The sequence below is a fragment of the Psychrobacillus sp. Z3-81 genome (assembly GCF_056620325.1).
In genome coordinates this window covers 221,090-244,024 of the sequence record NZ_JBWQPU010000001.1, presented here as the reverse complement: position 1 = coordinate 244,024, position 22,935 = coordinate 221,090, and the positions used below count along the sequence as shown (strand labels likewise).

The window sequence follows — 22,935 nt, the reverse complement described above, 5'->3', positions numbered from 1 at the left end:
AACACTCCAATTCCACAATTTCTTGTTCCATTATAGCATATTAGCTATTTTCTCACCCATCCTTACAAATTTTCCAGGAACTAAGTCTCCAGCAAAACAAACACTGCCTTCTTCAAACAAAAGAACTACCGTGGAGCCAAAGGAAAAGTACCCAACTTCCTGGCCTTTCTTCCATTGCTTGTCCAAGCAAGTTAACTCGATTGAATTAATAAACATAGCTCCAACTTTAATATGAAAGCAATTTTTTCCATTAGGCATTTCTAGTTCTGTTAAGAGTCTATAATTTCCACTTATTGTTTCTTTCCCATACTGAAGTCCCCATTTGTTTACTGGATACGATTTATTTCCTTGTATATACTGTCTTTTAATTTTCCCATCAACAGGGGCATGTATGCGATGATATTCGGCTGGACTTAAATATAAAATGATGTATTTCCCATTCGTATATTGTCTACCAATAGTTTCAGAGCCTAATATATTCGCTAGAGTATACGTCTTCCCCTTAACTAGAAAGAGACCTTCTTCTGTTATATCTCCAAATATTTCAACGGTGGCATCGACAGGAGAAGTGATACTTTCAATAGCAAGGTCGATTTTTCTATTTTCTTTGTTAATTTCTCTAATAAAAAATTCATGAAGGCATGCATAATCGTCCACATGACATATCATATCGTTAGTGGTAATATTAAAATGCTTCATATAAAAAGGGATAACCATTTTACTTATTTTTGAATGAGCAAAATGCTTTAATAAAGTTGATGACCACTTTCCATTCGTCAGTTCAATCATCGATTGATAAATTTTATCTTTCATTTTTTTTCTCCCTTATAATGCTTACAATTTTTACTTAATCGAAGTATAATGAACAAATATGCTAGTTGTAAAGGAGTTGATTTTTAGTGTACCTTCAGAATGCAATGAGTCAAACCATAAAAAAGTTAAAAACACATACCGCTAATATGATTACGATAGGGAATTTAGCCTTTGGTGGAGCTGCTATTATGGCTACCTTGAATGAATATTACTCATTTAGCGTCTTATTTATATTTGTAGCTGGTCTTTTAGATCGTTTTGATGGAATGGTAGCAAGACGTTTTCAATTAGAATCAGAGCTTGGTAAGCAGTTAGATTCCATGAGTGATATTATCTCATTTGGAATAGCGCCTGCATTACTTATGTATTCACTAGTTCTGCAAAATTTCAATTTTGCTGGTATGGCAGTAACCGTCATCTATATTGCATGTGGTGCTTTCCGCTTAGCAAGATTTAACATTACAGAATCAAATGGTTTTTTTACCGGCTTACCAATTACGGTGGCAGGGGTCCTCTTAACCTTATCGTATTTTGCTATTGAATATGTTCCTCCGGTGACATATATGTTCTTATTTATTATTTTAGCATTTTTAATGATTAGCACTTTTACTCTACGGAAAGTGTAAATTGCAAAAGAGTATTCAGATTTTTGCTATCTGGACACTCTTTTTTATTTTCCCTGAATAGATCTCCTTATTCCCTATGCTTTATCTCAGGGTATATTCCGACTTTTTTAGACATATAATGAGTCATTAAAGCAAAGGGAGGTGAATTCGATCGCTGGTCTATTGACTGCATTTATCAATATTGTTGTAGACCTTCCGCTTGTTCTTGGTTATTTGAAAGGCCAGGCATTCCATCAGCCCTTGACGCCCGAAGAAGAACAAGTGATGATTGCACGATTCTTAGATGGAGATATGACTGCTAGAGATGAATTAATTGAGCGGAACATGCGCCTAGTAGCTCACGTTGTGAAAAAATTTCATCCAAAGCATGAACTCTTGGATGATTATATTTCTATCGGTACGATCGGGTTAATGAAAGCTGTTAATAGCTATACACCTACCAAAAAAACCAAGCTAGCCACTTATGCAGCTAGGTGTATTGAAAATGAGATACTAATGTATCTGCGTTCCTTAAAAAAAGTACAGAAAGATATTTCCTTGCACGAGCCAATTGGAACAGATAAGGATGGACATTCCCTAGAAATTACTGATCTGCTGCAAGGATTAGAAAAAAGTACAGATGAACAATTAGTAGATGAAGAAGATACTAATCGACTATACACTCATTTATCTAATTTAGATAAAAGGGAATTGGATATTATTGTGAGAAGGTATGGGCTCCAGGGACATGAGCCAATGACTCAAAAGGAAATTTCCAAGCAGTTAAAAATATCTAGAAGCTATGTATCTCGTATTGAAAAGAGAGCGTTAGTCAAGCTCTACCAATCTTATATCCATGAAAAAAACTCTTTCGATGCGAACACCAAAAGAGTCTAAGCTTACTTAGTCTTCACTTGTCTCTGCAATCATAATAAAACTTAACACTGCTGTTACTAAAATCGACATAGCCATAATAAAAACCATAATCCTTCCCCCTACGATCGAAATGATTTCCTTCTTTCTCCATCATAGCATATAGGGTAGAGCCAAATAATATGATTTTTTTCTTCTGTTTGTCCATTTAATGACATATTATAGCTTTTCTATCACATGCAAAACGACTTCCGTTGAATGCTTAGCAGCTGTTGGTAAAAACTCATCAAAGCTAATGGAAGATTCTTTTCCTGCTATATCAGACAATGCTCGAATTACAACAAAGGGTACGTTAAACTGATGACAAACTTGAGCAACAGCTGCGGCTTCCATTTCACATGCCTTCATTTGCGGGAAATTTTTTCGAACCTCTTCCACTCTTTCAGGATTATGCATAAATACATCACCAGTAGCTATTAAACCGGTTGCAGCTTGGTGCTCACCAATTTCCTTCACAGCTTCTTCTGCGAATTTCATTAAATCAGCGTCCGCCTTAAAGGCTGCAGGTAGTTGAGGAACCTGACCCATTTCATATCCAAATGCCGTCACATCCACATCGTGATGTCTTACTTCATCCGAAATAACAATTGCCCCTACCTCTAAGTTTGGGTCATAGCCACCAGCGGAACCAGTATTAATGACATAATCAGGCTGATATTCCTGCAAAAGAATAGCCGTTGACATTGCAGCATTTACTTTTCCAATCCCACTTTTTAAAAGTACTATTTCTTTTCCTTTATAGCTTCCAACAGTGTACTCACTATTTGCAATAATTTGAGAGTCGCTATTATCTAGTTTTCCTCTTAGTAGTTCCACTTCTTCTTCCATTGCTCCGATAATTGCTATTTTCATTTTATTACCCCTCTCTAAAACACTTATTTAAAAATATAGGAAAGCGGTACAATACGTCAAGCACCGCTTTCTATACGAAAAGTATGTTCTTATTGTATCATGGCAGAGTTTTTAATGTTTCCTTCTTAGTCGGCTTCCAGCCCTGACCGTCGACCCACTCAAGATAGACACGGTAGATTTCTTTGCTATCTTTGGAGGTGACTGTTCCAACTGATTTTTGTGGGCTACCACCATTTCCTAAATACTTAATATACATATCTGATTCATTTAGCTTAGTTGCATAAGCAATCGCACTAACTTTTTCTTTCCAATCAATAGAATCCTTATCGTAAATAGATACATGCTCTCCAGATTGGGAGGTTCCAATCGGCTGCCAATTCTGATCGACTTCTACTTCTATAACATTCGGATCGTCTGAGCCCTCTGTAAGAATTGATTCCTCTTCGGCTGGTGTTTGACTTGATGTATCAGCTGATTCTGAAGCTGATTCTTCTGATTCTGAAGTAGATTCCTCTTCCTCTTCTTTTATTTCCTCTGTTACAAGCTCCTTTTCTTCTTCCTCCTCAGTTTTGTTTTCTAGTTCAGTAGGTTCCACTGAGGTATTTTCTTGTTCTACTTCTTTAACCGTCTTTTCATCACCCGATACAATGTTCCATACCACCGTTACAATTAGTACTAAAAAAACTCCAATAAGAATATTTAATATAGTATTTGATTTTTTTCTTTTATGACGCGAAAGCATCCTACTATTCTGTGACATAGAAATCCCCCTAAACATGATTCAATAGATTAATATACACGATATTACACCACCTTGGGCTTCATGGAAAACAAAAAGGTACGCACGTTGTTTACGAAATAATCTTGGTTTAGTTACCAATAAAATGGCTAGTTTCGATGCTGGTTCCAAGCAATAACTCCCAGGAAAAAACCAAGACTTTCAAAATAACTTCTTTACATATGGCGACGCTTTAGCCTTAAACAAGTTTCCTTGTACCAATAATTTCAACCTATCATACAAAAAAATAGTTAAAAAGTCTTCCACACCTTAGGTGAATAGAAACCATTATTGTTCCAAAGAAAAAAGGCATTGAGAGCAAATAATTGCCTATCAATACCTTACATCTAAAACTGTGAATAAATAATTAGTAAATATGCTTCTTGCATATTTACATATCTCTAATTGTTCGCTTAAGAGATGGATTTAATTTCTACATCCATTTCTCCACCTGGTGTGATGATTTTAACCTTGTCACCAGTGGATTTTCCGAGTAGTCCTCTAGCAATTGGAGAATCGTTGGAAATTAATCCCTCTAAAGGATCTGCTTCTGCCGATCCTACGATCGTATAAGTTTCCTCATCGCCATCCGGAATTTCGACAAAAGTAACTGTTTTTCCTAGTGTTACAACGTCGTTATTATCTTCTTCTTCAATAATTACTGCATTACGAATCATTGATTCAAGTGTTGAAATTCTGCCTTCCACAAACGCCTGATCTTCTTTTGCTGAATCGTACTCCGAGTTTTCAGATAAGTCGCCGAAGCTACGCGCTATTTTAATACGTTCCACGACTTCTTTTCTTTTAACCGTTTTTAGAACTTCTAGTTCTTCTTCTAATTTTCTCTTCCCCGCAGCAGTCATCGGATATTGTTTCTCTGTTGACAATTCTATACACTCCTTTAAATACCCACTATTCAATAATCATTTTTTATTCATATGCCAAATGATGAGTAGATATGAATTCAATGAAATATTTGTAAATCTTTCATCATCATATTATACAATTGCATTAGTTTCAAGAATAGTTTTTATTTTTGTTACCATTAAATCAATCGCAACTTCGTTTTGACCGCCTTCTGGTATAATCACATCTGCATATTTTTTGGTAGGTTCAATAAACTGATTATGCATTGGACGCACTACATTAATATATTGCTCTACAACAGATTCCACCGTGCGGCCACGTTCGTGAATATCTCTTAGTATTCGGCGAATAATTCGCAAATCGGAATCGGTGTCTACGAATAGCTTGATATCCATCAGATTTCGTAACCTCTCGTCCTCAAGCACTAATATACCCTCCAAAATGATAACATCCTTTGGCTCAATGGTGATGGTTTCATTTGAGCGTGTATGCTGTGCATAATCATAAACCGGCTTCTCGATTGCTTTATCGTTTAACAAGTCTGTTAAGTGCTGAATTAATAGATCATTATCAAAAGCAAAAGGGTGATCATAATTCGTATTTAATCTTTCCTCAAATTCTAAGTGACTTTGGTCTTTATAATAATAATCCTGCTCTATTACTACCACAGAATGATCCTTAAAGACCTCACTAATCGCATGTGTAACACTTGTCTTACCAGAACCTGAACCACCAGTAATTCCGATGATAAGTGGAGTACGCTTTTTCATTATTTTAACCCCTTTCTCATCATATTATTTGGGTATAACTTTACAGGACAAGTAAATTGGACAATTTGTAACGGGTGTCTTGCTGCATCCAATACTTGGTCTTTTTCATCTCTTATTTCGCCCATTGTTAGACGCACATTGTCAATTTCCGGACCGAAAAATTCAACCTCGTCACCTGGCTTAAAGTAATTGCGTTGCTGAAGTGTCACTACCTGCGTTTCTTCGTTGTAATCTAATACTAACCCAACAAAGTCCCAGCCTAGCTTTTTGTCATGTACTCCATACATTTGCTGCTCATAGCCTGGTTCACCCTCAAAAAAGGCAGTATCCGCTTCGCGGTTTGCACATTTTTCCAATTCATCTAGCCACTCTTGTTTAATTTGAAAATTTTCAGGATCTGCACAATATGCATCAATTACTTTTCGATATACGCTTACTACCGTTGCTACATAATGGATAGATTTCATCCGGCCTTCTATTTTCAAGGAATCGATTCCCATTTCAATCATTTTAGGGATGGATTCAACTAGCTTTAAATCCTTCGGACTCATTGCAAAAGGAGTGTCATCTTCGTCAAAAAGTGCTTTTTCTTCACCATTTGCTACTTCGTATAAATCGTAATCCCATCTGCAGGATTGACAGCAGCCTCCACGGTTGGAGTCCCTAGCCGTCATGTGATTAGAAAGAGTACATCTCCCGCTGTATGCGATACACATAGCACCATGTATGAAGGTTTCAATTTCTATATCAACCTTTTCTTTCATTAAGCGAATTTCTTCGCCTGTTGTCTCACGTGCTAGGACTACACGATGTAGCCCTTCCTCTTTCCAATACTGAACAGCCTTCCAGTTAGAGAGTGATTGCTGTGTACTTAAATGAAGCTCTAGCTTCGGTGCAGCAGTTCGACAGGTTTCAATAATGAGTGGGTCCGCTACGATGATTCCTGTAACTCCTGCTGATTCTAGTGCCTGTAAGTACTCCTCTAACCCATCCATATTTTCATTGTGCGCGAAAATATTGGTTGTCACATAGATTTTCGCTCCATATCGGTTTGCGAATTCTACGCCTTCCTTCATTTCCTCTATCGTAAAGTTTCCAGCGTTGGATCGTAAGCCGAACTCTTGACCACCAATAAACACGGCATCCGCACCATAATGAACGGCTATTTTCAGCTTCTCCAAATTGCCGGCGGGAGCTAATAATTCTGGCTTTTTTGTAATAACCCGCTTACCATCTATCAGCTCGCTGATTTTATCGATTTTTATAGTCACCTTAACCTATCCCTTCTACATACTCAATCTGGACTTAATAAACAGTTTCCTTAAAATAAAAACCAGTGTCCAATGGTCTAAGTGCTGGTTGTATCTCTTCCACTTTTTTATACAGCTCTTTCTTGATTTCGCGGTAAGTGGAACGCCCTGTATAATAAGCATCTATAGCCTGTCTATATAATGCTGTAATGGCAGTTATATAGTCCGGATCATGCAAGACGCCCTCTATCTTCAAACTGTCAATTTCAGCATCTAACAGCTCATCTAGTTCATCGATCATACACATATCATTTGGACTAAAAATATGAGTACCATTCTTATCTTCATAAATCGGATACTTATTGTCACGCTCTTTATCATACAAGAACATAAAACCTTGCTCTTTGTTTTCAATCTTCATCGCTTTATCTTGGAATAAGAAGTAATTTCCGATTAAGGAACGCTTAGACTGGAACATGCAGGTCATTCCATGAACTTGCACCTGAATTTCAACCTCTGCATTTTCTTTTATTTCTATTACCTCTTCTAAGCTAAGCTCACGTGCTAGAACAGCTCTTGTCGCTCCACGTTTACCCCAATAATTTGCTGTGAAATAGTTCGTTGCAGTTTGCTCAGGATTCCAGTGTAAAGGAATTGTCACTCCTGCCTCTCTTCGTGCAATAATTACAGCAGGGTCTCCAAATACAATACCATCTACCCCGATTTCTTGAAGCTTTTGCATATAAGGAGCTAGCTCGTCTACCTTTTCGTTATGAAATAAAGCATTCATCGCTACATATAGCTTTTTACCATGCTTTTCCGTTAAAACTGATGCTTTTTTGATATCCTCTAGTGAAAATTCACCAGCTAAACGCAGACCAAAAAACTGTTCACCAACTAGAAAAGCATCCGCTCCTGCTTCGATTAATGCTTCTATATGCTCTACATTTACTGGAGTAACTAGTAATTCTGCTTTTTTCATATCTGTCACCTCTTTATACTTACTAGCATTCCATCTCCAACTGGAAAGAAGGCTGTTTCATAATTTGGATGCTCTAGTAACCATTTCATAAAATGATGTTGGTTTCGCACCATTGTTCTTTTCCTTTTTGGAACTTCTTCTAATGGCAGCTCTGAAAGTCCATTTAGAAGAATATTATCACAATATATAACTCCATGGTCATTTAGAAAAGACTCATACTTTTCAAAAAAATTTTTGTATTGACCTTTGGCTGCATCGATAAAAATAGCATCAAACTTTTGATTACCTAAATTATCGGCAGTTATTTCTAAAGCATCCCCATGAATCGTATTAATTCTATCTTGAAGATTTTCCCTTGCAATATATTGTTTTGCTATCTCAAATTTTTCTTGATCTCTTTCAATCGTTGTAATATGAACATTTGTTAACTTTTTAGCCATTCGCATGGATGAATAGCCAATAGCTGTACCTATCTCTAGGATAGAAGTAGGCTTTTGGAGTAACAAGAGTTGTAGCAACGACTCCATTCCAGGCAGCTGCATAATTGGCACATGGTTTTCAGCTGCAAATTTCTCCATCTCTAAAAAAATGGGATCGCGAGATTTTATTAAATTCCCAAGAAATTCATCGCTAACTTGCATATAAGGTTTCCCCCTTTTTAAAGAATTGAGATTGTTACCGTACAAAAAACACATCTAATAATAACATAGCAGGAGAAGGAAAGCGATATCGTTTCCTTCTCCTGCATATATTATTTAAGATACTTGTTTATATTTTGAAGATGCTCATCATACGTTTCTGCAAAATGATTTTCTCCATTTTTATCGGCAAGGAAATAGAAGTAATTTGTGCTCTCTGGGTTTAAAACTGCCTCAATAGAAGATTTACCCGCATTTGCGATTGGACCTGGTGTAAGACCTTGGTTTTTATACGTATTATACGGATTGTCCACTTCCAAATCCTCAAATAGTACCCTTTCTTTATGACTGCCTAGCGCATAAAGAACGGTAGGGTCTGTTTGCAATGGCATATTTGTATTCAAGCGATTGTAGAAGACACTGGCTATAATTTCTCTATCTGCTTTGGATGTTGCCTCCTCTTCTAAAAGAGATGCAAAGGTTAATAACCAATGAACAGATTTTTCTTCACTCTCTAATATGTCATGATACTCTGCAACTACTTTGCTTGTTTGTTTAATCATTGTTTCTGCAAGTATCCGATTGGATGGATTTTCTTCATAAAAAGGATAGGTGGATGGGAATAGATATCCTTCTAGAGAATATCGAATATTTTCCCCTTTAATTTCCTCAGTCAGTAAATCAGGATGTGCCTGTATCATTTCATCGACGAATTTTTCACTTGTTACAAGCTTAAAAAAGTCTTCCGAGGAATTCCCAGTCTTTTTCTCAACCACTTCAGCAATTTGCTCGAGAGTAAGACCCTCTGGAATCGTTAGTGTAAATAATGGCTCTCTGTATATTTTCCCTGTTTTAAGACTCTGGATAATTTCATCTAACGTCATATCCTTCGATAAGTCATACGTTCCTGCTTGAAAATCAGATTCATTGTTAAATTTTACATAGTATTTAAATATCCTTGCATTCTTAATAATTCCATTTTTCTCTAAGATAGAAGAAATGCTATCTATTCCAGAACCGATTGGAATTTCAACTGTAACCTTTTCTCCTGATTCAGGATCCACTGGTTGCAGTGCACTTTTTACATAATTATAGCCAAGGAAGCCACCAATACCTATTATCAAGAACAAAACCAGTGATATAATCAGAACAATTTTTCTCACAAGCTTCACTTCTTTTTTCTTGTGTTTCATTCGTTCCAGCATGATTTCTTTTTTCTTATCATTTTCCATGGGATCTCCCCCTTTGTCCTCCTATATTATACATAATAAAAGCTAAAAAGAAAGGTTCTAAGTCAAAGTTAGGGTAGTGTCTTAGAAAGTTCGTTAATCTCCATTTCACTCGAAAAACAGCAAACTGTGTTCAAGAATACATAGTCATACAAGGAAGACCTAAGTCTCCTTCCTCTAGCCTTCTAGCTACATTTCTAATTTCAAACTGTTTGAAACAAATAATAAAACCAAAAGAAAAAGAGTGATGAGAGGAATCCCTTCTCATCACCCTTTAAAAGGAGCTGGCTTATTCTTCGTCTTCTTCCTCTTCAGCTAAAAAAGTGTTTAGCATTTCTTCAATCATATCCCACTCTGCTTCTGATTCGATTGGAAGTAAATCTCCGTCTTCTCCATTTTCGTTTGGAGTGAAGGAAGAAGCATGAATTTCAATTTCTTCGTTTTCATCCTCTTCTGCTCCTACTGGATAGTAAAGAACATATGATTTCCCAAATTCTTCTGATTCAAAAGTAAACAATACGTTACAAAGCTGCTCGTTTCCGTTTTCGTCTACTACTGTAATATTTTCTTGTCCGTGATCCATTTAACGTCACCTCATCTATTTTTTCTGTCAAGAAAGCCTTGTAAAATCATCACTGCAGCCATCTTGTCTATCACTTGCTTACGCTTTTTCCTACTAACGTCCGCATCTATTAACATACGCTCAGCAGCCATTGTTGTCAAACGTTCATCCCACAATGTAACAGGCATATTGTATTTTTCCGTTAATAGTTCGGCAAATCTTTCGGAAGCCTCCGCTCTTGGTCCCACTGAATTATTCATGTTTTTTGGAAAGCCGACAACAAATTCAGTAACTTGATGTTTTTTTACCAATTCATCAATTCGGTCCAAACCAAAGTTTGAATCATCTTCATTGATTTTAATGGTCTCAATTCCTTGGGCTGTCCACCCAAGAGCATCACTTATTGCAACTCCAACTGTTCTGGAGCCTACATCTAATCCCATAATTCTCATGCTTATGCCTCGTTATTCTTTTTGATATAGAACTTTACCAATTCCTCTAGGATTTCGTCTCGTTCCAATTTGCGTATCATATTGCGTGCATCTTGATGGCGAGGGATATAAGCTGGATCACCAGAGAGTAGGTAGCCTACAATTTGATTAATAGAGTTATACCCTTTTTCTTCTAGTGCGGAATGAACTTGTAGCATCACATGTTTTACTTCCTGCTCCATGGATTCTTCAGGAAAGTTAAATTTCATCGTTTTATCAAATGAACTCATGATCAGCACCTCGCTTTCAAAATTTTGTCAAGGTTACGAAATTATTTTATAATTATACCCTATTTTGAAAATAGTTTAAACAGTTTTGATATATTCGTAAACAGAACTTAATGCAGCCTCAAGATTTTCTGGGTCTTTAGCACCTGCCATAGCAAAGTCAGGGCGTCCTCCACCTTTCCCTCCACATTGCTCTGCAACGAATTTTACGATATTCCCTGCATGGTAGCTTCCACCAACTAAATCCTTCGTAACTCCAGCAGAAATCATCACTTTGTCTCCATCTATTGCACCTAATACTATAACTGCCTTATCAAGCTTTTGCTTTAAGTCATCCATCATTTGACGCAATTGGTTATTATCTTTCGCATCAACCTTCACTGAAAGCGCGGTTATATCGTTGACTGTCTGAGCAGAAGCCAGAACAGAAGCAGCTTGACTGTTTGCGATTTTTGCAGACAATGATTCGTTTTCTCTTTGAACATTTTTTAGTTCTGTCATTAATTGGTTAACTTTTGTTAGTAAGTCCTTTGGCTGTGCCTTTAATAAGCTTCCAGCCTCTAGAAGTAATTTCTCTTCTTCTTTTACTGCTTCATAAGCGGCCTTGCCAGTTACTGCTTCTATACGACGAGTACCAGCTCCAATACCACTCTCTGATAGAATTTTGAAGAAGCCAATCTCCGAAGTATTCTTAACGTGAACTCCACCACATAGTTCTAGTGAATAGCGGCCCATTTGAACGACACGTACTATATCACCATACTTTTCACCGAATAGTGCCATAGCGCCCATATTTTTTGCTTCGTCGAGACTGTGATAGCCCGTTACTACCGATATATTATCCCACACTTTTTCATTAACTATTCGTTCAATCGTTTCTAGCTCTTCTTTTGTAACTTGTCCAAAGTGAGAGAAGTCAAAACGAAGTCTGTCAGGACCTACATAGGAACCTGCTTGGTTAACATGTCCTCCTAATACATCCTTCAACGCTTGGTGTAACAAATGAGTAGCAGAATGGTTTTTAATCGTATGTCCGCGAAGTGTTTGATCAACAGATGCTGTCACTTCTCCACCAGCTGTGATTTCACCAGATTCTATTAACACGGTATGAAGGTTTTGTCCATTAGGTGCCTTTTGCACATCCTTTACAAATCCACGGAAGTTGTCATTTTCAATTACTCCATGGTCTGCAATCTGACCTCCACTTTCTGCATAGAAAGGAGTTTTCTCTAGGACAACCTTTACCTCGTCTCCTTCATGAGCAATGCTTACTACTTCGTTCCCTAGAACAATAGTGGAGATAGTCGTCGTAACACTTAGCGTATCGTATCCAACAAATTCACTATCATCTTGAATATTGCTGAACACCTCAGATTGTACTTGCATAGAATCTACGTTTTGGCGAGCTGCTCTAGCTCTTGAGCGCTGAGCTTCCATTTCTTTCTCAAAGCCTTCATGGTCTACAGTCATGCTTGCTTCTTCTGCATATTCCTCTGTAAGCTCAATTGGGAATCCGTACGTATCATACAGCGTAAAGGTAGTAGTACCAGGTATGAAGGATTCTCCCTTTGCTCTTTGCTCCTCTATTACTTTTTCAAGAATTGCTAAGCCGTCATGCAAGGTTTCGTGGAATCGTTCTTCCTCTGTCTTGATTACTCGCATAATAAAGTCCTGCTTCGCAGTAACTTCCGGATAAAAATCCTTCATAATCTCTCCAACAACCGGTACAAGCTCGTGTAAGAATGGACGGTCAATACCTAATTGCTTGGCAAATCTAACAGCACGACGTAATAATCTTCTTAATACATAGCCTCTTCCCTCATTGGATGGAAGTGCACCATCTCCAATTGCAAAAGCAACCGTACGAATATGGTCTGCGATAACTTTGAAAGCCACATCTGCTTCTTTATCCTCTCCATATTTGTTCCCAGAGATCTCTTCTGTCTTGGAGATAATCGGGATAAAAAGGTCTGTGTCAAAGTTAGTAGGAACATTTTGTACGACACTCGCCATACGCTCTAGGCCCATTCCTGTATCAATGTTTTGCTTCGGAAGAGGAGTATACGTATGATCAGGATTGTGATTGAACTCGGAGAATACCAAATTCCAGATTTCTAAATAGCGTTCATTTTCGCCACCTGGATATAATTCAGGATCCTCTGGATCATTGCCATATTCTTCGCCACGGTCGTAGAATATTTCAGAGTTCGGCCCACTTGGTCCTTCCCCAATATCCCAGAAGTTTCCTTCCAAACGAATAATACGCTCCTCAGGAATTCCAATTTCATCTCTCCAAATAGCATATGCTTCTTCGTCCTCTGGATGAATCGTAATAGATAATTTTTCTGGTTCGAAACCAATCCATTTTTCATCCGTAAGGAATTCCCAAGCCCAATGAATCGCTTCTTTTTTAAAATAATCACCAATAGAGAAATTCCCCAACATTTCAAAGAACGTATGATGTCTAGCCGTTTTCCCAACATTTTCGATATCATTAGTACGAATAGATTTTTGGGCATTTGTAATACGTGGATTGTCCGGAATTACTCGCCCGTCAAAATATTTCTTTAATGTAGCAACCCCACTATTAATCCATAGCAAGGACGGGTCATTAATCGGCACTAGTGGAGCGGAAGGCTCTTGACTATGCCCTTTTTCCATGAAAAAGTCTAAATACATCTGTCTAATCTGTGCACCAGTCAGTTGTTTCATGATAGTTCCTCCTACTTTTTTTAATTAGTAAATATTAATGAAAAATAGAGCAATTAGAAAGCTTGTACAGACTATCAGCTATCGTGAGGTCCCATTGGAATACTTGCTGAAAATAAAAAAAGCCTTCATCCCTAAAAGGGACGAAAGCTATATTTTCGCGGTACCACCCTAGTTACATAGCAGTTTGCCATGTCTCTCGAAACCTTAACGCGGCTATACGGCAGTGATTAGCTGCACTCAAGAGTAGCTTTCCTAATTATTGTCCTGAGAACTCTTTCAGCCAATGGAGTTCCTCTCTATACAGTCAACAAATAGTACTTTCTCTGTCATCATTTTCATATATGCACTTGATTATAAGGAACGAAAGGAAAACTGTCAATCAGATTCTAAGAATTGATAGGGAGTAATCCCTTTCATGCCGATCATAGGATCTATCGCGTGATAATTATCCCCTGATAGAAAGGAAGAATCTACGAGCGTATTGTCTGCTTCCTCTATTTGTTCAATCTCCTCTTCTTGCTGATCCATTGTCTCTTCTTGCGTCAGGCGATTACATAGGGTAGTAAGACGTGTTAGGTCGTCTGTTCTTTCTACTCCCATTTTAAAAACCTCTGGATCTCCACAAAGTATGAGGAAATTTTTCGCCCGTGTAATACCAGTATAAAGAAGATTACGTCTAAGCATTTTCATATAGCTTCTTGTCACCGGCATAATGACTGTTTGAAACTCGCTTCCCTGTGATTTATGTACAGAGCAGCAATAAGCTAACGTGATCTGATTTAAATCTGTTTTTTCATAAGTTACCTCATTACCGTCAAAAGAAACTACCATCATTTCCTTTTTATCCGCAGTTTCTGCAGCTCGAAAGATACTAATTACCTCTCCCATATCGCCATTGAACACATTGCTTTCTGGCTGGTTAACCAGTTGCAGAACCTTGTCTCCAATCCGATACGTTGTATCTCCAAAAATCATTTCTTTTCTTGTGCCATCTGGATTCGGATTCACCATTTCCTGAATCATTTTGTTTAAAGTATCAATTCCCGCAGGCCCTCTATACATTGGTGCCAGCACTTGAATCTCCCGAATAGAGAGCCCTTTTGAAAGAGCACTCTTTAATACTTGCTCCACTACCTTTGGAATCTGTTCAGTCGAAGCTTTTATAAACGAGCGGTCCTTCGTTTTATTTAGCAAAGTAGATGGAACTACCCCATTTTTCATATCATGGGCTAACTCAATAATGGAAGACCCCTCTGCTTGACGATAAATATCCTTTAATTCAACAGTTGGAATCCTTTTAGAGGCAAGTAGATCCTTCAACACTTGACCCGGTCCAACAGGTGGCAATTGATCTTGGTCCCCCACAAAAATGACTTGTGCATCCTTCGGAATAGCCTTTAATAATTGATGTCCTAACCATGTATCAAGCATGGAGGTCTCATCGATAATGATTAATTTGCCCTCTATTTCTTTTCCCTCTGCATCCGCATCCTCTTGACCAGTGAAGCCTAGTAACCTGTGAATTGTCATAGCAGGCAATCCTGTTGATTCACTAAGTCTCTTGGCTGCTCTACCTGTTGGAGCCGCCAAAACAATAGGAAAGGCCTTTTTGTCCTTTACCCATTCTTTTGGGTCCAATGAAAGACCATGAAGCTCCGCATAGAGCTCCACAATCCCCCTGACAACTGTTGTCTTTCCGGTACCGGGCCCTCCTGTTAACAGTGTGATAGAAGAATTCAACGCTGTCTCGATTGCCTTCATCTGCGTATCAGCATATTGGACACCTAATCTATCCTCTAACTCTCCCACATGCTTTTTTATTTCTGAAATTGGGAAATTTTGAAATTGGTCATTCTCTTGTAAGAGTAACTCAATTTTGGAGCTGATCCCAACTTCCGAGAAATAAAGAGAAGGTAAATAGAAGCGATTTACCTCTCCAATAATTCTACTTTCTTCTGCAAGCTCTATACAGCAGGTGGTGATAGACTCGTATGTAATTTCCTCTCGCTGTGAGCTTTCTAAAAGTCTCTTTACTTCTTCTAGCAGCTGCTCTGCATATAAGAATACATGCCCCTCACTAAGAGAGGCATTTTGTAAGAGAAAATAAATGGCAGCCTTGATTCGATCCGGATGATTCCCTTTCATCCCAAGCTTAAAGCCTAGCTCATCTGCACGGATGAACCCCACTCCCTCTACCTCTTCAATTAGACGGTAAGGATTTTTGGTTAAGACATTCATTGTTTCTTCACGGTACACCTGGTAAATCTTCATTGCCAGCTGTGGACCGAATCCCCACTCATTTAACTGGATCATCACCTTTTCTAGACCCAAATTTTGCTCTAATCCAGTTCGTAAGGTATTCTTTTTATCCTCTCCAAGCTTTGGAACTTTATCTAACACACTTGCATCATCTAATATTTTATTGATAGCATTTGGTCCCAATAGCTGAACAATCTGTTCCGCAGTCTTCCTACCTATTCCAGGAAATAAATCGCTAGAAAGATAATGGATGATACCAGTTTCTGTAGCTGGGACTTCCTTTTGAAAAGTCTCGACTTGAAACTGAATACCATACTTCGGATGATTTTTAACAAAACCGGTAAACTTATATGCTTCTTCCAGAACTAAAGGAGGAAAATAGCCAGTAACAATTATTTCTTTTTCTGTATATGTAGTATTAGTGGACTTAATCTTAAGTTTTATAATGGAGAACAAGTTTTGGGGATTATGAAAGATCGAGACAATCGGTCGACCTGTTATAAATTGCTTTTCATTGTTCACTTCGTTGTTCACGATTGTCTCTCTCCTTTTTAATTTCGTAGTGAAATCATATCGTACACATATTTCGCTTGGTCGTAAGTTGGTTGAATGGTAAATGCTTCTTTTAAATGCTTCAATGCCTTTTCTGTTTCTGAAGTTGATACAGCATATAGGACACCTAGATTATAATGGGCATCTGCATTCTCTGAATCGATATCCAATATTTCTTTAAAAATCGGCTCAGCTTGCTCGAACATCTCTAAGCTAGCAAGAGCAATTCCATAGGTCAGCTTGATTTGCACGTCCTCTGCATCTAACTCATATGCTCTTTGTAGATACGGAAGTGCCAGCTTAGGAAGATCTCCCTTTTGAAAGCATTTTCCTAGCATATAATAGGCATCTGCTCCAGAAATATTGTTAGCTATCGCTTTTTCATAGAGCTTTGCAGCTTCCTCAAATCTTTCGGCATTATAATAGAGATTTGCTAAGCTATAATAAGCAGTTGCAGCTTTCTCATCTAACGTTATGGCTTTCTGGAAGAATCTTTCCGCACGCTCTTGATCATTCATAGAGGCAAGTAAGTTACCAAAATTAATATAACCGATTGCCTCCGTAGGCTCCTCTTCTATAGCCTTTGTAAAGTATTCTGCTGCTTTTGTGTAATCCTTTTCCTGTATCGCTTGTATCCCAAGTTCATTGTAATTCATCCTATTACCTCCTAGCCTACGTACTCTAGCTTATGTCCTTCTTTAAATACCTCATCAATAGTTGCTCCTCCAAGACATTCGTCGCCTTGATAAAAAACAACTGCTTGACCTGGTGTAATAGCACGGACCGGCTGGTCAAACGTTACCTTCACTTTATTATCTGGCAATAGTTCCACCTCTACCCCCACGTCCTCTTGACGATAACGGAATTTCGCAGTACAGCGGAAGGTCGATGGCTTTTCCAAGGTAGTAGTAAAGGATAAATCGGTAGCAAGTAAGCTTGTGGAGAACAACGCATCATTATTGATATTTTGTCCAACCAATAAGACATTTCGTTTTAAGTCCTTACCGATTACAAACCAAGGATCTCCTGCTCCTCCAATTCCAAGACCATGACGTTGTCCAATTGTATAGTACATAAGACCATCGTGCTTGCCCATTACTTTTCCGTCCATCGTTTCCATGGCACCTGGTTTTGCAGGTAGATATTGACTTAGAAACTCTTTGAAATTTCTTTCGCCAATAAAGCAAATACCAGTAGAATCCTTTTTCTTTGCAGTAGCAAGCCCTTGCTCCAAGGCAATTTCTCTTACTCTCTTTTTATCTAAATGGCCAATTGGAAACATTACTTTTTCCAGCTGTTCTTGTGTTAGCTGGTTAAGGAAATACGTTTGATCTTTATTCGTATCTTTCCCGCGAAGCATACGTGTTTGTCCATCACGCACCTCAACTTGCGCATAGTGACCAGTCGCCAAATAGTCTGCTCCTAATGCAAGAGCATGATCTAAAAATGCTTTAAATTTAATTTCTTTATTACACATGACATCTGGGTTTGGCGTTCTTCCTGCTTTATATTCATCTAAAAAATACGTAAAGACCTTGTCCCAATATTGTTTTTCAAAATTCACTGCATAATAAGGGATGCCAATTTGATTACATACTTTAATAACGTCCTCATAATCCTCTGTCGCCGTGCAGACGCCATTTTCATCGGTATCGTCCCAGTTCTTCATGAAAATGCCGATTACATCATACCCTTGTTCTTTTAATAAGTATGCTGCAACGGAGGAATCAACTCCTCCTGACATTCCTACCACGACTCGTGTATCTTCTTTTCTTTTCATCTTTTATCACTCATTTCATTCATACTTCCGAATAATGCTGCTTATTTTTTCTGCAGCGAGAACTGCATCTTCCACTGTATTATTAATTCCAAAGCTGAAACGAACCGAGTTACGAAGCTCTGGTGTGTCTTCTCCATACATTGCCACCAACACATGGGAGGGATCAATGGATCCTGCAGTACAAGCCGATCCACTTGACGCATCGATACCAGCCATATCGAGTTGTATTAAAAATGTTTCTACATCCGTCTTAGGGATACTAATATTTACAACATGCGCAAGCGTGTGCGCTATGTCACCGTTAATCGTGAATGGTACATTGTTTTCCTTTAACGTCCTTAGAAATACATCTCTTAATTCTTTATAGTGTAAATGATTCTTATCTAAGTTCTCCTGCTTAAGCTGTGCTGCTTTCGCAAAAGCAACAATTGCAGGTACATTCTCTGTTCCTGCTCGTTTTTTTCGCTCTTGTTGACCACCATAAAAGATTGGCTTCAAATTTACTCCTTTTCGCTGATAAAGGAAACCAACCCCTTTTGGTCCATTAATCTTATGGCTTGTGGCACTTAGCAAATCAATATAACATTCTTCTACATCTATTTTGACGCTTCCGTATGCTTGTACAGCATCTGTATGGAATAACGCCTGATGATCCTTTAGCAGGTTTCCTATTTCTTTGATGGGCTGAATGGCTCCAATCTCATTGTTCGCAAACATCACGGAAACTAAGATAGTATCGCTTCTTAGAGCTTTTTTCAAGTCTTCTACATCAATAAGCCCGTTTTGGTCCACCGGCAAATAAGTGATTTCATACCCTTCTCGCTCTAGTTGCTCACATGCATGCAAAACTGCATGATGCTCAATGGTTGTTGTGATAATGTGTTTACCATTATTCGCTCTAGCATACGCGGTGCCAAAAATCGCATAGTTATCAGCCTCTGTCCCTCCACTTGTAAACGTAATTTCGTTTTCAGAGGCACCGATTGTTTTTGCTAAGATTGCTCTCGCATCGTCAAGCTTCTTTCTTGCGAGTCTACCAGTTTGATGAATACTGGAAGCATTCCCGTATATGTGACTCAATTCATCTGTAAAAGTTTGGATTACTTCTTCGGACATAGGTGTAGTTGCTGCATGGTCCAAATAAATTCTTTTCATTTTATTACTCCCTTATATATAAAACATATAGCCGTCATTTTCACTTGCATCTTGCTGGTGCTTAGCCAAATCCTCAATAGTAGTAGTGTCCAAGACATTTTTTACAGCATCTCGTATACGAAGCCATAGCTCTTTTTGTGGAGCAGCCTCTGCCTCTATTCCTTCTATTATTTGGATTGGTCCTTCCAGAACTCGAATGACGTCCCCTGCTGTTATTTCGCTCGGATCCTTAGAGAGCATATATCCACCATATGCCCCTCGAACACTGCGAACCAAGCCTGCATTTCTCAGTGGAGAAATGATTTGCTCCAGATAGGCTTCTGATAAGCTATAATCTGCTGCAATTTGACGTAGTGCAAGCGGTCCCTCTCCAAATTTCTTCCCTAATGCTACCATTATTGTTAAGCCATATCGGCCCTTTGTTGAAAACTTCACCTTTTACACCTCATTAACAGTTAACATTCCAAAATGTTTATTTCCTTACCCCTTCAGAGGATCTATACTTCTCCTATTAGAAAGGAAAAAATTCTGTTCCTAGTATAGCATAATTAGGCTTAAGGATGACTTGGAAATGACTTTTTTAGTCATCTTCTATATAATAAAAGAACAAATGTACGTTTACTACTTATCAGCTTCTCATGAAGGAGAGATTATCTTGCAGAACGAACCACTCGCATATCGCATGCGACCTCAAAATCTTGATGAAGTGGTAGGGCAACAGCATATTATTGGCCCACAAACCGCCTTATATAAAATGATCACGAATGGACATGTTCCCTCCATGCTGCTATACGGTGACCCTGGAATAGGGAAAACATCGCTAGCTTTTGCGATAGCTGGTACAACAAAACTCCCGTTCATCGCTTTGAACGCCACCACCTCTGGTAAAAAGGATGTGGAAGAAGTAGTCGGAGAGGCGAGAATTAGTGGAAAGGTTATCTTATTTTTAGATGAAATTCATCGCTTTAATAAGCTTCAACAGGACACCCTTTTACCTCATGTGGAAAATGGATCGATAATATTAATTGGTGCTACAACCGAAAATCCATTTCATGACGTAAATCCAGCGATAAGGTCACGCTGTGGGGAAATTAAACAATTAAAACGGCTTACTACAGAAGATATTTACATCCTCCTTCAACGAGCACTTAAAGACAAAGAAAAAGGCTTAGGAAAGATACCAATCCAAATTAGTGAAGAGCAACGAATACGTATTGCCGAGGCAACAAATGGAGATGCAAGAAAGGCACTTACCCTGTTAGAATCCACCGTTTTTGCAAGCTTTGAAGAGGACGGTGTAACCGTAGTCAGCGACTCTATTCTTAACAGCTTAATAGATAGAGTAGGAGTCTTTGGAGATAAAAAGGGTTCCCATTACTATAATCTACTCTCTGCCTTACAGAAATCTGTCCGAGGCAGCGACACAGATGCGGCCTTATATTATTTAGCGCACTTATTAGAAAATGGAGATCTGGTTGCTGTATCTCGTAGACTGCTAGTCATGAGTTATGAGGACATCGGTCTAGCTAATCCTTCCGTTGGTCCTCAAGTATTAGCCGCTGTTCAAGCAGCAGAAAGGCTTGGATTACCTGAAGCACGAATCCCTCTCGCCAATGCAGTAGTGTTGATGTGCTTATCAGAGAAATCAAATTCTGCCTATCTAGCATTAGACGCAGCCATCAATAGCATTCATGAGGGAGTAACAGGTGAAATACCAAGCCATCTCAAGGATACACATTATGCAGGAGCAAAAGAGCTTGGACATGGTGGTTATGTTTATCCACATGACCATAAAATAGGTACCTTTGGAGGGTGGGTCAACCAAAGCTATTTACCAGATAACTTAGTCGGCACAAAATTCTATACTCCTATTGAGGCGGGAGAAGAAAAGCGTTTGGCTGGCATTTATAATCGATTAGAGGAATTTAAAAAGAAAGATAATGAAAGAAAATAAAAGATAACGAGTAAGTATAAGACTCGCATTTGCTTACTCGTAAAAAGATTTATATTCAAAAAAGATATATCTTTTTTGAATATAATTTCCCAGGAAATGTAAATATTATTCTAAAATAAGGAATTGCCCTTCATTCCTTTTGGTCAAGAAGCATAAAAAAACACAACAAACAGGTAACGGAAGCATTTCTCGTTACCTGTTTGTTGTGTTTGGATTTGAATTATCTTACACGCCCATTTTTCTACGTGTATTACTAACCTTCTTCGTTTGCTGACTTTTTGCCTTTTGGTTTGTTGCTTGCATATTCCCTTTTGCATTATTACCTGTTGCCTGGTTTTTCTTTTCTTCTAGTCGAAGCTTCACTGCTTCTTGAAGAGACATTTTCTTTTTGGGCTCTTGTTGGTTTGATGTTTCTGTCATCCTTTTCCACCTCACATACTTGTCTTTACTTAAGTATAAGTGATGTGGTAAAAACTGCAACTATTACTGAACACGATTTATCTGAATATCTTTTAAAATATCATTAATTACCCAGCTTGCACAGATTAATCCTGCAACAGAAGGTACAAAAGCGTTAGAGGATGGTGGCATTTGGGCTTTACGGATTGTTGCATCCGGCTTCCCTACTGTTCCTACAACATCCTCCCGTACTATAATCGGACTCTCATCCGAGAATACTACTGGAATCCCTTTTCGGATGCCGTCCTTTCTTAGCTTTGTTCGAATTACTTTCGCTAGAGGATCAGTATGCGTCTTAGAAATGTCTGCAATTTTAAATCTAGTAGGGTCCATTTTGTTAGCCGCTCCCATACTAGATATGATCTTAATCCCTCGTTTCAGGCATTCCTTCATCAAATGTATTTTATAAATAATTGTGTCAGATGCATCAATTACATAGTCAATGTTCATTTCGAAGAATTTTTCATAGGTTTCTTCGGTATAAAACATATGCATATCGATTACCTCACAAGCTGGATTAATATCGGCGATCCTTTCCTTCATTACCTCTGATTTCGATCGTCCAATCGTTGAAATATATGCTACTAGTTGTCTATTAATATTCGTGATATCCACGTTATCCTTATCTACTAATAGTATTCTTCCAACTCCACTTCGAGCACATGCCTCCGCAGCAAATGAGCCAACACCACCAATACCGAGAATGGCTACTGTCTTATTTTTTAATAATTCGATACCTTCCTTGCCAACTGCAAGTTCATTTCTAGAAAATTGATGCAACATATGATAACACTCCATTTATATCAGTTTAGTGGGAATTAACTCATTAAAAAACCTCTAGCAACAGTTGCCAGAGGATTATAATAAAAGTTTGACGAATCCCAATCGTGCCGACTAATCAAAGCATATCGTTTTGAACCCGCACATAGCAGGTGGGTGCCCTCTTTATTATTTTTGAAGTCCCTCTGAAAGGGCATTTCATTAATAATAAAAGTAAAGCTCCCGACGATAAAAGTGTTCGGTCAAAACTGATTGGCATATAGCGAACACATCAGGATTCGTATTAC

General features: G+C 38.3%; 23 protein-coding genes, 1 other RNA gene and 1 other annotated feature. Of the genes, 3 read left to right on the top strand and 21 right to left on the bottom strand.

What is annotated here, in order from left to right; translation table 11 throughout:
* Positions 1-30 precede the first annotated feature (30 nt).
* Positions 31-813 carry a phosphatidylserine decarboxylase gene (locus AC1ECF_RS01190; RefSeq protein ID WP_480387553.1) on the bottom strand — a complete coding sequence of 261 codons (783 nt, stop codon included), beginning with the start codon at positions 811-813 and terminating at the stop codon, positions 31-33.
* Positions 814-917: 104 nt separating this feature from the next.
* Here AC1ECF_RS01190 and pssA point away from each other — a divergent pair, with 104 nt between their 5' ends.
* Positions 918-1,439, top strand: a complete 522-nt coding sequence (gene pssA, locus AC1ECF_RS01185) for a CDP-diacylglycerol--serine O-phosphatidyltransferase (RefSeq protein ID WP_480387723.1) — start codon at positions 918-920, stop codon at positions 1,437-1,439.
* Positions 1,440-1,589: 150 nt separating this feature from the next.
* Positions 1,590-2,315 carry an RNA polymerase sporulation sigma factor SigK gene (gene sigK, locus AC1ECF_RS01180; protein WP_480387722.1) on the top strand — a complete coding sequence of 242 codons (726 nt, stop codon included), beginning with the start codon at positions 1,590-1,592 and terminating at the stop codon, positions 2,313-2,315.
* A gap of 195 nt (positions 2,316-2,510) precedes the next feature.
* On the opposite strand, the gene mtnN is transcribed toward sigK, so the two are convergent.
* From mtnN to cymR, 17 genes are all read right to left on the bottom strand, one after another.
* On the bottom strand, positions 2,511-3,203 hold the full coding sequence (gene mtnN, locus AC1ECF_RS01175) for a 5'-methylthioadenosine/S-adenosylhomocysteine nucleosidase (RefSeq protein WP_480387552.1): 693 nt from the start codon (positions 3,201-3,203) through the stop codon (positions 2,511-2,513).
* A gap of 97 nt (positions 3,204-3,300) precedes the next feature.
* Positions 3,301-3,963 carry a YrrS family protein gene (locus AC1ECF_RS01170; protein ID WP_480387551.1) on the bottom strand — a complete coding sequence of 221 codons (663 nt, stop codon included), beginning with the start codon at positions 3,961-3,963 and terminating at the stop codon, positions 3,301-3,303.
* A gap of 431 nt (positions 3,964-4,394) precedes the next feature.
* Positions 4,395-4,868: a transcription elongation factor GreA gene (gene greA / locus AC1ECF_RS01165; RefSeq protein WP_480387550.1), complete on the bottom strand. Its 474-nt coding sequence runs from the start codon at positions 4,866-4,868 to the stop codon at positions 4,395-4,397.
* Positions 4,869-4,979: 111 nt separating this feature from the next.
* The gene (gene udk / locus AC1ECF_RS01160) at positions 4,980-5,618 is read right to left on the bottom strand and encodes a uridine kinase (RefSeq protein WP_480387549.1); all 639 of its coding nucleotides are present in this window, start codon (positions 5,616-5,618) and stop codon (positions 4,980-4,982) included.
* Positions 5,618-6,889, bottom strand: a complete 1,272-nt coding sequence (locus AC1ECF_RS01155; RefSeq protein WP_480387548.1) for a peptidase U32 family protein — start codon at positions 6,887-6,889, stop codon at positions 5,618-5,620. Before AC1ECF_RS01155 ends, udk begins: the two co-directional genes overlap by 1 nt.
* A 34-nt stretch (positions 6,890-6,923) precedes the next feature.
* Entirely contained in the window at positions 6,924-7,850 is a 927-nt protein-coding gene (locus AC1ECF_RS01150) for a peptidase U32 family protein (protein WP_480387547.1), read from the bottom strand.
* Positions 7,851-7,855: 5 nt separating this feature from the next.
* Positions 7,856-8,491, bottom strand: a complete 636-nt coding sequence (locus AC1ECF_RS01145; protein WP_480387546.1) for an O-methyltransferase — start codon at positions 8,489-8,491, stop codon at positions 7,856-7,858.
* A gap of 110 nt (positions 8,492-8,601) precedes the next feature.
* Positions 8,602-9,720, bottom strand: a complete 1,119-nt coding sequence (mltG, locus tag AC1ECF_RS01140) for an endolytic transglycosylase MltG (protein ID WP_480387545.1) — start codon at positions 9,718-9,720, stop codon at positions 8,602-8,604.
* 286 nt (positions 9,721-10,006) lie between these two features.
* A complete protein-coding gene (locus tag AC1ECF_RS01135) occupies positions 10,007-10,300 on the bottom strand; it encodes a DUF1292 domain-containing protein (protein WP_480387544.1) in 294 nt (97 codons plus the stop codon).
* 11 nt (positions 10,301-10,311) lie between these two features.
* A complete protein-coding gene (gene ruvX, locus AC1ECF_RS01130) occupies positions 10,312-10,731 on the bottom strand; it encodes a Holliday junction resolvase RuvX (RefSeq protein ID WP_480387543.1) in 420 nt (139 codons plus the stop codon).
* A 2-nt stretch (positions 10,732-10,733) separates the two neighbouring features.
* Positions 10,734-11,000 (bottom strand): IreB family regulatory phosphoprotein, encoded by a 267-nt coding sequence (locus tag AC1ECF_RS01125; protein WP_053588802.1) that lies wholly within the window; start codon positions 10,998-11,000, stop codon positions 10,734-10,736.
* Between the two features lie 75 nt (positions 11,001-11,075).
* Positions 11,076-13,709 (bottom strand): alanine--tRNA ligase, encoded by a 2,634-nt coding sequence (gene alaS, locus AC1ECF_RS01120; protein ID WP_480387542.1) that lies wholly within the window; start codon positions 13,707-13,709, stop codon positions 11,076-11,078.
* A 133-nt stretch (positions 13,710-13,842) separates the two neighbouring features.
* Positions 13,843-14,048, bottom strand: a binding site (T-box leader).
* A 36-nt stretch (positions 14,049-14,084) separates the two neighbouring features.
* Positions 14,085-16,502, bottom strand: coding sequence for an SF1B family DNA helicase RecD2 (gene recD2 / locus AC1ECF_RS01115; protein WP_480387541.1), 2,418 nt, complete (start codon positions 16,500-16,502; stop codon positions 14,085-14,087).
* Positions 16,503-16,519: 17 nt separating this feature from the next.
* Complete coding sequence (locus tag AC1ECF_RS01110; RefSeq protein ID WP_480387540.1) at positions 16,520-17,176, bottom strand: tetratricopeptide repeat protein; 657 nt, start codon at positions 17,174-17,176, stop codon at positions 16,520-16,522.
* Positions 17,177-17,187: 11 nt separating this feature from the next.
* Positions 17,188-18,300, bottom strand: a complete 1,113-nt coding sequence (gene mnmA, locus AC1ECF_RS01105) for a tRNA 2-thiouridine(34) synthase MnmA (protein ID WP_480387539.1) — start codon at positions 18,298-18,300, stop codon at positions 17,188-17,190.
* 15 nt (positions 18,301-18,315) lie between these two features.
* Complete coding sequence (locus AC1ECF_RS01100; RefSeq protein ID WP_480387538.1) at positions 18,316-19,455, bottom strand: cysteine desulfurase family protein; 1,140 nt, start codon at positions 19,453-19,455, stop codon at positions 18,316-18,318.
* A gap of 12 nt (positions 19,456-19,467) precedes the next feature.
* The gene (gene cymR, locus AC1ECF_RS01095; protein ID WP_480387537.1) at positions 19,468-19,890 is read right to left on the bottom strand and encodes a cysteine metabolism transcriptional regulator CymR; all 423 of its coding nucleotides are present in this window, start codon (positions 19,888-19,890) and stop codon (positions 19,468-19,470) included.
* A gap of 220 nt (positions 19,891-20,110) precedes the next feature.
* Here cymR and AC1ECF_RS01090 point away from each other — a divergent pair, with 220 nt between their 5' ends.
* Positions 20,111-21,409 (top strand): replication-associated recombination protein A, encoded by a 1,299-nt coding sequence (locus tag AC1ECF_RS01090; RefSeq protein ID WP_480387721.1) that lies wholly within the window; start codon positions 20,111-20,113, stop codon positions 21,407-21,409.
* Between the two features lie 225 nt (positions 21,410-21,634).
* Here AC1ECF_RS01090 and AC1ECF_RS01085 read toward each other — a convergent pair whose 3' ends face one another.
* From AC1ECF_RS01085 to ssrS, 3 genes are all read right to left on the bottom strand, one after another.
* A complete protein-coding gene (locus AC1ECF_RS01085) occupies positions 21,635-21,829 on the bottom strand; it encodes a hypothetical protein (RefSeq protein ID WP_480387536.1) in 195 nt (64 codons plus the stop codon).
* 63 nt (positions 21,830-21,892) lie between these two features.
* Complete coding sequence (locus AC1ECF_RS01080; RefSeq protein WP_480387535.1) at positions 21,893-22,651, bottom strand: tRNA threonylcarbamoyladenosine dehydratase; 759 nt, start codon at positions 22,649-22,651, stop codon at positions 21,893-21,895.
* Between the two features lie 91 nt (positions 22,652-22,742).
* A non-coding RNA gene (ssrS, locus tag AC1ECF_RS01075) (6S RNA) lies at positions 22,743-22,929 on the bottom strand.
* Between the last annotated feature and the right edge of the window lie 6 nt (positions 22,930-22,935).